Source organism: Microcoleus sp. AR_TQ3_B6 (genome assembly GCF_036702785.1).
Lineage (GTDB): Bacteria > Cyanobacteriota > Cyanobacteriia > Cyanobacteriales > Microcoleaceae > Microcoleus.
Window position 1 is genome coordinate 1 of sequence record NZ_JAUBVJ010000144.1, and the last position, 11,735, is coordinate 11,735.

General features: G+C 46.8%; 8 protein-coding genes. 6 read left to right on the forward strand and 2 right to left on the reverse strand.

Annotated elements, in window-relative coordinates; translation table 11 throughout:
- The first annotated feature begins 884 nt into the window (after window positions 1–884).
- Together QUB56_RS35010 and QUB56_RS35015 are read left to right on the forward strand one after the other, a co-directional pair.
- On the forward strand, window positions 885–5,093 hold the full coding sequence (locus tag QUB56_RS35010) for a chemotaxis protein CheB (RefSeq protein WP_332960957.1): 4,209 nt from the start codon (window positions 885–887) through the stop codon (window positions 5,091–5,093).
- Window positions 5,094–5,786: 693 nt separating this feature from the next.
- Window positions 5,787–6,527, forward strand: a complete 741-nt coding sequence (locus tag QUB56_RS35015; protein ID WP_332960958.1) for an HAD family hydrolase — start codon at window positions 5,787–5,789, stop codon at window positions 6,525–6,527.
- Window positions 6,528–6,818: 291 nt separating this feature from the next.
- On the opposite strand, the gene QUB56_RS35020 is transcribed toward QUB56_RS35015, so the two are convergent.
- Window positions 6,819–7,310: an N-acetyltransferase family protein gene (locus QUB56_RS35020; RefSeq protein WP_332960959.1), complete on the reverse strand. Its 492-nt coding sequence runs from the start codon at window positions 7,308–7,310 to the stop codon at window positions 6,819–6,821.
- 102 nt (window positions 7,311–7,412) lie between these two features.
- Window positions 7,413–8,486, reverse strand: a complete 1,074-nt coding sequence (gene tsaD / locus QUB56_RS35025; protein ID WP_332960960.1) for a tRNA (adenosine(37)-N6)-threonylcarbamoyltransferase complex transferase subunit TsaD — start codon at window positions 8,484–8,486, stop codon at window positions 7,413–7,415.
- Between the two features lie 333 nt (window positions 8,487–8,819).
- Here tsaD and QUB56_RS35030 point away from each other — a divergent pair, with 333 nt between their 5' ends.
- The 4 genes from QUB56_RS35030 to ilvN all read left to right on the forward strand — a co-directional run bounded on the left by QUB56_RS35030 (window position 8,820) and on the right by ilvN (window position 11,657).
- Window positions 8,820–9,308 carry a Photosystem I reaction center subunit III gene (locus QUB56_RS35030; protein WP_332960961.1) on the forward strand — a complete coding sequence of 163 codons (489 nt, stop codon included), beginning with the start codon at window positions 8,820–8,822 and terminating at the stop codon, window positions 9,306–9,308.
- 118 nt (window positions 9,309–9,426) lie between these two features.
- Window positions 9,427–9,555, forward strand: coding sequence for a photosystem I reaction center subunit IX (psaJ, locus tag QUB56_RS35035; protein ID WP_332960962.1), 129 nt, complete (start codon window positions 9,427–9,429; stop codon window positions 9,553–9,555).
- A 302-nt stretch (window positions 9,556–9,857) separates the two neighbouring features.
- Window positions 9,858–10,670 (forward strand): carbon-nitrogen hydrolase family protein, encoded by an 813-nt coding sequence (locus QUB56_RS35040; RefSeq protein ID WP_332960963.1) that lies wholly within the window; start codon window positions 9,858–9,860, stop codon window positions 10,668–10,670.
- Between the two features lie 468 nt (window positions 10,671–11,138).
- Window positions 11,139–11,657 carry an acetolactate synthase small subunit gene (gene ilvN, locus QUB56_RS35045; RefSeq protein ID WP_332960964.1) on the forward strand — a complete coding sequence of 173 codons (519 nt, stop codon included), beginning with the start codon at window positions 11,139–11,141 and terminating at the stop codon, window positions 11,655–11,657.
- The last annotated feature ends 78 nt before the right edge of the window (window positions 11,658–11,735 follow it).

An 11,735-nucleotide genomic window follows, 5' to 3' on the forward strand; every position in this document is an offset into this window, starting at 1 on the left:
TGATTTATCCGTGGAATCAATCCCTTTTCGAAAATCGAAAATCCTCAAGAAAGAGCATTTATCCGTGGGGTCAATCTCAAATCTCAAATCTAAAATCTAAAATCGATTGACTGCTTGTGGGAGCGATCGAGAACCCGAAAGGGCGATCGAAGCTGGTTTTTAAACTCATATTGATCAGCCTATCTAGCTTATTCAAGTGACATTCGGGTAGAAGTTACAGCATTTTTTAGGTAAGCAAAGATAGAGGACACGGCAGTGCCGTTTCCCTACAGCGATCGATCGCTTGACGGGTGTACTTGATCAACATGGGATCTGCTGTAAGTTGACACCAATGGGCATTGCCGTTTCCCTACAAATATGGTATACAATCTAATTTTGTAGAAAAACAACATTCATTATTGTGTCCTAATTTTATAGGAAAAAAAATTTAATCTGATACGAGTCATTAAAAGTCGCCGATTCCAGGGCCGGATACGGCAAGGCGGTTTCCCTACAAAAAATATGGCTTGCTAATTTTGTAGGACAACAACATTGTTCGTTGCTATCAACTTAAGCCGATCGCCTTAAGTAAAAAAATGTAAAGTTATCGTCCTCTTTGCGATTGCTTTGCCCATCGCCAACAATGACATGGCATCTAGGTAGAAACCTCGTGGTTCAAGCAAAAAAAAACATTATATCCAGCGAGCAGAGTATAAAAAACAGATTTTTTTCAGTATTTTTGCTTAACTTCTTTAATCCTTATAATACTGTACTTAAGCCCTAAGGCAGTTGCGTAAGGTGGGCAAATCAAAGTCCTATTAAAGGTAAATAGTCCGTATTGGTTACTCGCCGGTTGCCGAGATTAGCTAGCTGCTAATCTGCATTACTTAAGAAAGTGGGTGTTTATGAACTTATCTCAAGAAAATACTTTACCGCCGATCGACCAGGGCGCGATCGAGTTAGATCCGGAAGCTAAAACCGATGCCCCCTTTCCCGTCGTCGGGATTGCGGCTTCTGCCGGAGGCTTGGAAGCATTCATCCAGTTGCTCAAGCCGTTACCAGCAGATACCGGCATGGCATTTGTGCTGATCCAGCACTTAGCGCCCGATCGCCACAGCCTGCTGAGCGAGATTCTCAGCAGAAGCACGGAAATGCCCGTGAAGGAGGCGCAAGAAGGCATGGCTGTAGAGCCTAACCATGTCTACATCATTGCGCCGAATACCAAGCTGCTGCTGGTAGAAGGGCTGCTGAGACTGCTGCCGCGTGAGAAGATTGATGGCAAATATATGCCCGCAGATGCGTTTTTCGAGTCCCTAGCAGTCGATCGGGGCAACAAAGCCATCGGCGTAGTTTTATCGGGAGCCGATGGAGACGGCGCCTTGGGGCTGATGGCAATCAAAGCAGCCGGAGGCGTGACTTTTGCTCAATGCGAAGACACAGCCAAATTCGAGAGTATGCCGAATACCGCCAGGGCTACAGGTAATGTAGACTTCGTTTTGCCACCTGAGGCAATTGCGCGGGAACTGGAAAATCTCAGCCGCCATTCGTTACTGGCTGGGCCGCTACCTGTGACAATCCCTGAAGAATTGCCAGAAGCGGGGTCGGCCTTGGCGACTATTTTTGCGCTGCTGAAATCGAGCGCAGGGGTTGACTTCAGCCAGTACAAAGCGGCCACCCTGAACCGGCGAATGCTGCGGCGGATGGTGCTGTACAAAATGGAACGATTGGAAGATTACGCTCAATATCTCCTCGACCATCCGGCGGAAGTCAAAGCTTTGTATGAAGAAATTCTGATCCACGTCACGAGTTTTTTCCGTGACTTAGAAGTATTTCAACGCTTAAAAGACTACGTTTTCCCTACGATTACCCAAAATAAATCCGCAGAAGTTCCGATTCGGATTTGGGTTGCAGGATGTTCGACTGGTGAAGAAGTTTACTCGATCGCCATTTGCTTGTTAGAGTTTTTGGACGATCGAGCTATCGCGCCGCCGATTCAGATTTTTGCCACGGATATCAGCGAGGCGGCGATCTCCAAAGCTCGGTCTGGTTTCTACCCAGGAAGCCAGATGCTAGGCGTTTCCGAAGAACGGCGCCGCCGCTTCTTTGTCCCCGTAGAAGGAGGCGGATATCGCATCTGCAAAGTAGTCCGCGAACTGTGCGTATTCGCCAGACAAAACTTAGGCATCGACCCGCCTTTCTCTAATCTCGATTTAGTTAGCTGCCGCAATGTGATGATTTACTTGGCAGAACGTTTGCAAAAACGAGTTGTGTCAGTTTTTCATTACAGTCTCAACCGAACAGGCTTCCTGATGCTCGGCACTTCCGAAAGTACGGGCAAATCCTCGGACTTATTTACTTTAGTGGATGGGCCATCTAAAATTTATGCCAAACAGTTAACCGCGAATCCTCCCCGACTTCCCTTTGGGACAAGTTTCTTTCCCCTAACCCGAGCCGATAATCCGCAGCCAATGAATCCAAATTTTGCTAATAGCTTTGACTTGCAGCGCGAAACAGACCAATTGATTTTAAAGCGCTATAATGCTGTGGGTGCGGTAGTCAACGAGCAGATGGAGATTTTGCAACTCCGGGGAGACACCAATCGGTACTTAAGACTCACATCTGGAACGCCGACTTTAAACTTGTTCGCAATGGCGGTACCAGGATTGTCTGTTGAGCTTCGCACCGCAATTTATCAAGCGCAAACTCAGAACGTGACGGTGAGAAAAGAACGGCTGAGGGTGCAAGAGGGGGAGGAGACGCATCTCGTCAATTTTGAGGTGATTCCGTTCCAGCCTGCGAGGGTGGAAACACGCTACTTTTTGGTGCTGTTTGAAGAAACTTTACCCGCAGCCATCGACCTGGGAATCGACAATTTTGACAGCTTAGAACCAAGGGATTTTGAGCGGGAAATAGTTCGACTGAGGCAGGAACTTGCCACGGCTAAGCAAGAGAAAAAGATGGCTCAAGCGCACCTGCAAGCGGTAATCGATAACCAAGAAAATCTCACCCAAGACCTCAGAATTGCCAACGAAGAAATTATATCGAGCAACGAGGAGCTACAAAGCATCAATGAGGAACTAGAAACGGCTAAAGAAGAAATTCAAGCTACTAACGAAGAACTGATTACCACTGTGGAGGAACTTCGCACTCGAAATCTCGATTTGCAGCAGGTTAATAACGACGTGACTAATTTGCTGGCCAGTATCAATATTCCAATTTTAATGCTGGAAAACGATTTGCGGATTCGCAGCTTTACGCCAATGGCACAGCGGCTGTTCAATCTCATTTCTACGGATGTCGGGCGCCCCTTTAGCGACATCCGAGTCAATCTGGAGATTCCCAACTTGGAAGAGATGATTTTGGAGGTGATGGAGACTCTCAACACGAAAGAACAAGAAGTGCAAACTCAATCGGGATATTGGTACGCCCTCCGCATTCGTCCTTACCGCACAGCGGAAAACCAGATTGAGGGTGTGGTAATCGTTTTGATCGATATTGACGCTCTCAAACGCAGTGCTGCCACCATAGAAACAGCGCGCAACTATGCGGAAACAATTGTGGAAAGCGTGCCAACGCCTTTAATGGTGCTGGATGCTGATTTGCAAGTGAACACGGCCAATCGAGCATTATACGAAACGTTTCAAGTTTCATCTTCAGAAATGGCCCAAGATTCCTGGTTTGAATTAGCTAACGGGCCGTGGAATACCCCGGAACTGCGAGAGCTTTTGGAAGATATTCTGGTTAGTGATGTTGAGCTTAATAACTTTGAGATCGAGCAGACTTTTGGGCGGCTCGGGCCCAAAACTTTGCTGCTAAATGCTTGTAAGGTTGAACCAGAAGATAGGGTTTCAATGATTCTGCTGTCGATCGAGGATATCACCGATCGCAAGCAGTTTGAGGCACAGCGATCGCAGTTATTGGAGCAGGAACAGTCAGCCCGCCAACAAGCAGAAAAAGCTAACCGAGCTAAAGATGAATTTCTGGCGAATCTCTCCCACGAATTGCGCAATCCCCTGACTCCGATTCTGGCCTGGTCACAAATGCTGCGATCGGGGAAACTGAAGCAAGCAGAAACTCTTCGCGCTTTAGAGGTGATCGAGCGCAGCGCGAGGGCGCAAGCTCAGTTAATCGAAGATCTTCTCGATATTTCTCGGATTACCAACGGCAAGCTTAAACTGACTACCCGTTCGATCGATCTGCGGTTAGTGGTGCAAGCTGCGCTGGAGGGGGTTCAATTATCAGCCCAAGCAAAACACATTGAAATTGTTTCGCATTTGAGTGCTGTAACTGTCTTAGCCGATGTCGATCGCTTGCAGCAAGTTTTATGGAATATCCTGTCTAATGCGATTAAGTTTACTCCGGCGGGGGGACGAGTGGAAATCGTGATGCAGGAGCTCGAGAATCATGCGGAAGTTCGAGTCACGGACACCGGAAAAGGGATTGGGCCTGAGTTGTTACCGCATATTTTCGATCGCTTCCGCCAAGGAGATTCCAGCCCCACTAAGACGGAGCAAGGATTGGGATTGGGCTTGGCGATCGTGTACCATCTCGTTCAACTGCACGGGGGAACGGTGCAAGCGGATAGTCCGGGTCAGGGACAAGGAACTACAATAACTGTGAGATTGCCGCTGAGAGCCTCGCCTCAAGAGTTTACACCGCCAAGCCCAGAAGAGCCGGCTGCTGAGCCAGAGTCGGCTGCAGAGGCGGTGGATTGTCGCATCCCCTCTTTGGATGGTTTGCAAATTTTAGTTGTAGATGATGAGGCTGATACTCGGGATCTCTTAAAATATATGCTGGAAAACTACGGCGCTGAGGTTTTGACAGTAGCATCTGCAAGAGCAGCGATGGCAGCTTTGACGGAAAATCCCCGCAGATATGACGTGCTGATTTCGGATATCGGAATGCCAGAGGAAAACGGGTATTTCTTAATTCGGCAAGTGCGAGCTCTTGCTGCGGAAGCTGGGGGAAAAATCCCAGCCGCCGCCCTGACTGCGTATGCGAGCCCTCAAGAAGAAGAAAGGGCGATCGAAGCTGGTTTTCAAACTCATATTGCTAAGCCGATCAAGCCGGTTCAACTAGGATTAATTATTGCCAATTTAGTAGGGAGATTTTGACTTTCTTTTATTTCTTTTTTTTTTCAGAGAATAACCTGTGGTTGAAACCGCTTTTTGTCACAGGCAGCAGAGTCCCGCGCCCAACTTAGGCTGGGCCGTTTCCCTGTAGTATACAATCTGATTTTGTAGGGACACAACAGTGTTGTGTCCTGATTTTTTAATAAAACAATTCCATCTTATACCAATCATATCAACTCCGCTAGCTGAGGAATTGTAAAAGCGAATCAACAGTCAATCGATTTTAGATTTTAGATTTTAGATTTTAGATTGACCCCAGGGATAAATGCGGGGGCTTGAGGATTTTCGAGTTTCGATTTGGGATTGATTCCACGGATAAATCACGTGGCGGGTACCACCTTTGAAATTCTTGGTCAATACTCAACTATCATTCAGTTTTTCAACCCGCCTGTTAACAGTCATTAGTCATTAGTCATTAGTCATTAGTCATTAGTCATTAGTCATTAGTTACAGCAGATTCCACGTTGAAAAGTACAGCAGTCAAGCGCTCAATCGCTGTAGGGAAACGGCACTGCCGTGTCCTCTATCGAAAGCTATCTACCTCACTTACCTAAAAAATGCTGTAACAGTCAACAGTTAACAGTCAACAGTCAACAGTCAACAATAAAACAATTGCTAAAAAAAACACAACGTGAGAAAATAGAAAAAAATATAGAAATTCGGGAGTTATGATTCTTGGTAAGTATTAAATGTCGGGGCATTACCTTCTCAAATATCGAAGCCGTAATCTTTGACAAAGACGGCACTCTAGAGGACTCTCAGGAGTTTTTGAGACTGTTGGGGATTAAGCGAGCGCGCCTCGCAGACGCTCAAATTCCGGGCGTTGGAGAGCCTTTACAAATGGCTTTCGGTATCGAAGGCAGCAGCCTCGACCCCACGGGTTTGCTAGCAGTCGGCAGTCGCCGGGAAAATGAGATTGTTGCGGCGGGATACATCGCCGAAACCGGCAGGGGATGGCTGGAATCTTTAACTATTGCGCGCCGCGCTTTTGACGAAGCTGACGAAATGTTTAAAAATAGTGCTGTTTCTCCTTTATTTGTCGGTAGTTTGGAAGTACTGAAATATCTTTCAGAAGCGGGTTTGAAGCTGGGAATTCTTTCGGCTGCTACGACACAGGCCGTGCAGAAATTTGTGAAACACCACGCCTTAGGCGACTGGATTCAGTTGGAAATGGGAGTGGATTCAACGGTTCATAAACCAGACCCGAAATTGTTTTTGCAAGCTTGTGAGAAACTCGGAGTAAATCCCGCAGCAACGTTGATGGTGGGAGATTCAGCGGGCGATATTCAGATGGGGAAAAGTGCTAAGGCGGCTGGCTGTATCGGGATTTGTTGGGGGAATGCCCAGGTTAGTCATTTGGAAAAAGCTGATGTGGCGATCGCATCTTTGGATGAAATTACAATTTTAGCAGATTGAGCAAACATCACTTTAATTCCGGTTGTACCGTCCGTGATTGTTGACTGTTGACGGTTGACGGTTGACTGTTGACTGTTGACGGTTGACGGGCGGGTGGAAAAACTGAATGGTTGAGTGTTAACTGTTGACTCGATTTGATTATTCCGATGCAATTGGAAACGATATGAGAGGTTGCAGCATTGTCAATAATCCTTTTATGAACAGGCTTTCGGGCCTGTTCCACAAGAGATGAATTTTATTGTGGAACAGGCATCTTATCTGTTAAGCGAGAATCGTGCAATATCTCAGTCCCTACAGACAACGCAAACCCAGAATTACGACATCTCTTTCAACGCCGTCAAGTTCGGCAATTTGCGGCAGATATCCCCACCGCTGAAAGCCAAATTTCTCAAACAATCTTAAACTCGGCTGATTGTGAGCAAAAATAATCGCCATGAGAGTTTTAAGATTCAATTCTCGACTCCGCCCAATTGCCGATTGCAATAAATTTTGTCCGATTCCGCAGCGTTGGCGATCGGGTGCGACGTAGATGCTAACTTCTGCTGTATGCTGATAAGCGGCACGTCCGTAGAAAAGCTGAAAACTCAGCCAGCCAACAATATTTTGTTCTGATTCGATTACCCAAATCGGCAAGCAATTGGGGGAGTGTTCTCTGTACCACAGAAGGCGGCTTTCGACTGAGACTGGTTTTAAATCGGCTGTGGCTATTCTGCCTGGTATTGCTGCGTTGTATATTTCGACAATTGCTGGCAAATCGCTTTCTACTGCGTCGCGAATTTTCATGGTTTGGTTGACGGTTGACTGTTGACTGTTGACGGTTGACTGTTGACGGTTGACTGTTGACGGTTGACTAATAACTAATGACTAATAACTAATGACTAATAACTAATGACTATTGTAAAGTTCCATAATATCGCTGAGGGTCATCCGCGAATTTGCTCCCAAAGTCAGCGGCGATGTGTGTCCTCGCTGCAAGTGTTCTGCCGCCGCACAGCCGATCATTGCTGCGTTGTCTGTACAATATTTTAAGGGCGGAAACAATACTCGCAAGTTGTGTTTTGCTGCTGCTGCTTGTAAGTGTTTTCGCAGTCCGCTGTTTGCTGCAACTCCGCCGCCGACTACAATAGTGGTCAGCCCGAAATTTAGGGCGCAGTCGATCGCTCTTTTTGTTAAACTCTTAGCTACAGTTTCTTGAAAGCTAGCCGCAATATCATTAACGGTAGACCCAGGCAAGAAGCCTTCGGCACCCACATTGTTATTTTGTTTTTTGAGTTTCTGCACTAATTGCAAAACTGCCGTTTTCAACCCGCTAAAACTGCTGTCGTAGGGATGGTAACCGCCACCGGGCAGCGAAATTCTACCTTCTGGGAGGGGGTATGCTTGGGGATTGCCAAGGGCTGCCAATTTGTCAATCAGCGGCCCGCCGGGATATCCTAGCTGCAACAGTCTCGCGACTTTATCAAAAGCTTCGCCGGCGGCGTCGTCTCGTGTTTGTCCTACCGTTTCGTAAACGCCGCAATCTTTGACGTAAATTAAGCTGGTGTGTCCCCCGGAAACTAACAAACACAAAAACGGTGGCTGCAAGTCGGGTTCGGTAAGGTAAGAAGCGTAGATGTGCCCTTCAAGGTGGTGGACGCCTAAAAAAGGTTTTTGATGGACTATTGCCAAGCTTTTCGCCGCTGTCAGCCCGACTAATAATGCACCTACTAAACCCGGTGCACAAGTCGCTGCAATGCCGTCAATTTCTGACCAACTCAGGTTTGCTTCCGAGAGACACTGGGCAATTACCTGATTTAGCATTTCTAGGTGACTCCGCGAAGCCACTTCTGGCACCACTCCGCCGTACTGCTCGTGGATTTTAATTTGCGATGCTACAACATTGCTGCAAACTTGACGATTCTTAACAATTGCTGCTGCTGTTTCGTCACAACTTGTTTCGATTGCGAAAATGGTTGCCATTAACTGGTAATTTTATTTGATAGGTTAGCTATTGCTAGCTTAACTAATTCGGCGCAAGTCCCCCGCTATACCTGTACTCAGGTTATTGTTAAGGGATATTTGCCCGCCGATCGACAGGTAAGGCCATCCTCGGATGCAATGAAGGAATATCCTCGCGGTATTGCTAGCTCAGCATTGACCTATGAAAACGCGAATCCCTCATTCTATTGGGCTTTGCCGCATCAATGATGGATACTTTAGACTGTCAACAAACACGGTAATCTGGATTCGCGATCGGCAAGTTGAAATGCTTGTACAAAAACTTATTGTTTTGTAACAAAAGGAAACAATTCCATGCGACGATTGTTTGCTGCAATTTTAGTGTTGAGTGTCTGGATCAGTTTTGCTCCAGTTGCTTCGGCTTACAATTTAGTGCCGTGCAAGGACTCTCCCGAATTCAAGGAACTGGCTAAAAATGCACGTTCAACCAATGGCGACCCGGCATCGGCGAAAGCGCGGTTCGATCGCTATTCTCAAGCTATGTGCGGCCCGGAAGGATACCCGCACTTAATCGTAGACGGCAACTTGAGCAAAGCAGGGGACTTTTTGATTCCTAGCATACTGTTCTTGTATATGGCAGGTTGGATTGGTTGGGTGGGCCGTTCTTATCTGCAAGTTACCAAAAAATCAGCAACCCCAGAGGAAAAAGAGATTATTATCGACGTTCCTTTGGCACTCAAATGTATGCTGAGCGGCGTTTTATGGCCTCTGGCAGCTCTCGGATCGATCACCAGCGGTGAAATGTTTGCCAAGGACGACGAAATTACTGTTTCCCCCCGCTAAAATTGGGAAATGGACAAGCTCTAATAGCTAACAGTTAAGTAATTAACTAGAAATTAGCAATTAGCGCTCTTATCGATCGGCAATTACCAACTGTCTCGAATTTTCAGGAGCAGAATTCATGCAATACTTTCTCAAGTTTCTTTCGACCGCCCCAGTATTGGCTATCCTTTGGCTATCTATTCAAGGCGCGGCTTTAATAGAATTTAACCGCTTTTTCCCAGACCTGCTTTTCCATCCGATGCCTTAAGATTTGAGGGAAATTAGGTTGCAAAACCTATGACGGTTGACGGTTAACGGTTGACGGTTGACGGTTGACGGTGGAGGAAAAAATTGAGAGTTTTGAGTTTTGAGTGATGAGTTACAGGTTAATTGAAAGCTCAAACATCAAAGCTCTCAAACCAGATTAATTGGTGCAAGACCACCGCATAAATGAGAAAAAAACAAAGAATCTCAAATATTTAGTGTTCAAATTAGTTGCCAATGACTGATGACTGATGACTGATGACTGATGACTGATGACTAATGACTAATGACTAATATTGTGAATCGATGAAGTCTTATCTCGCCGCAGCAATTCAAATGACTAGCTTGCCTGACCTGAAAAAAAATTTGGTTCAGGCAGAGGAATTAATCGACCTGGCAGTGCGTCAAGGTGCGGAGTTAATTTGCTTACCAGAAAATTTCTCGTTTATGGGGTTCGAGGAGGAAAAGATGGCTTCAGCAGAGGCGATCGGAGTCCAAAGCGAAAAATTCCTCAAAACGATGGCCCAACGGTTCCAGGTAACGATTCTGGGCGGCGGATTTCCAGTGCCGACTTCAGGGGGGAAGGTATACAATACTTGCTTGCTGGTAGACCCAAACGGCACTGAAGTGGCAAGGTACCAAAAAGTACATTTGTTCGATGTGAATGTGCCAGACGGCATTACTTACAGGGAATCGAACACGGTGAAAGCTGGTGAAGATTTGCCACCGGTTTATGTGTCGCCGGAGTTGGGGACGCTGGGACTTTCGGTGTGCTATGACGTGCGGTTCCCGGAAGTGTACAGGCATTTGTCGTACAAGGGGGCTGATATTTTGTTCGTGCCGGCGGCGTTTACGGCTTACACTGGCAAGGATCACTGGAAGGTTTTACTGCAAGCTAGGGCGATCGAGAATACTTGTTATGCGATCGCCCCGGCACAGACTGGACACCACTACGACCGCCGTCAAACACACGGTCACGCGATGATTGTAGACCCTTGGGGTGCGGTTTTGGCAGATGCTGGAGAGGAACCGGGTGTGGCGATCGCAGAAATTAATCCCTATCGACTAGAACAAGTCCGCCGCCAAATGCCATCGCTGCAACACCGGGTTTTTCTGTGAAGGAATTTTGAGACCAATTGGTCTCAAAGTCTCAGTCCCATTGGGCTGCTCAACCTGTGAAGTTTTTATTCGCTCAAGTAATTGTGTAGGTTCCCAGACAAAAAAACTTAGATCCTGTGCGTGCGATCGACCACAAGAACCGGCTGGGGGCCGATGTATGCCATCTATGACTGATATTGTCGATCGGGCGTGACTATGGGTCCCGACAGCTTAATACAGCCTTTCGAGCGTAACATGAGGTACTATCTGGCATAGGTCTCCGTGGGCATAGGGCATAGGCATCCGTGGGCATAGGCATCCGCGGGCATACCTCACAACGCGATCGAACCGCTATATATTGTTTTTTCCTGGAGAGGAACGGCCAATAACTCGCGATAAAATGTCTAAGGCAGGTTCAATGGGCGTGCACTTCTGCTCTGGGGCGAATCTGCGAAAGTAGAATTGCACGAAATGCGTCTTTTTGGAGAAATGAAACACACTCTTTCGGTTTTAGTTGAAGATGAAGCGGGTGTCCTCACTCGAATTGCTGGTTTATTTGCCCGTCGGGGTTTTAATATTGAAAGTCTGGCTGTTGGTCCTGCAGAGCAAGTGGGAATATCTCGGATTACAATGGTTGTACCCGGAGATGACCAGATTATCGAGCAGTTGACTAAGCAACTGTACAAGTTGATAAACGTGCTAAAAGTTCAGGATATAACGGAAACTCCATGTGTGGAACGGGAGTTGATGTTGCTGAAAGTTAATGCTGCTAGCGGGACGCGATCGGAAATAATTGAGTTATCTCAAATTTTTAGAGCCCGAGTGGTGGATATTGGTGATGATACCCTGACATTGGAAGTAGTGGGAGACCCGGGTAAAATGGTGGCGATCGTCCAGGTTCTGAATAAATTTGGGATTAAGGAAATTGCTCGTACTGGGAAAATTGCCCTGACGCGCGAGTCGGGGGTAAATACTGAGTTTCTCAAGTCTTTGGAAGCAAAAGTTTAAGTTAGTTGACTGTTGACTGTTGACTGTTGACTGTTGACTGTTGACTGTTGACTGTTGACTGTTGACTGTTGACTGTTG

Excerpts from the sequence above, each read along its gene's own strand:
- QUB56_RS35010 (WP_332960957.1), top strand. The coding sequence starts at position 885 with ATGAACTTATCTCAAGAAAATACTTTACCGCCGATCGACCAGGGCGCG.
- QUB56_RS35020 (WP_332960959.1), bottom strand. The coding sequence starts at position 7,310 with ATGAAAATTCGCGACGCAGTAGAAAGCGATTTGCCAGCAATTGTCGAA.
- ilvN (WP_332960964.1), top strand. The coding sequence starts at position 11,139 with ATGAAACACACTCTTTCGGTTTTAGTTGAAGATGAAGCGGGTGTCCTC.
- QUB56_RS35040 (WP_332960963.1), top strand. The coding sequence starts at position 9,858 with ATGAAGTCTTATCTCGCCGCAGCAATTCAAATGACTAGCTTGCCTGAC.
- psaJ (WP_332960962.1), top strand. The coding sequence starts at position 9,427 with ATGCAATACTTTCTCAAGTTTCTTTCGACCGCCCCAGTATTGGCTATC.
- QUB56_RS35030 (WP_332960961.1), top strand. The coding sequence starts at position 8,820 with ATGCGACGATTGTTTGCTGCAATTTTAGTGTTGAGTGTCTGGATCAGT.
- tsaD (WP_332960960.1), bottom strand. The coding sequence starts at position 8,486 with ATGGCAACCATTTTCGCAATCGAAACAAGTTGTGACGAAACAGCAGCA.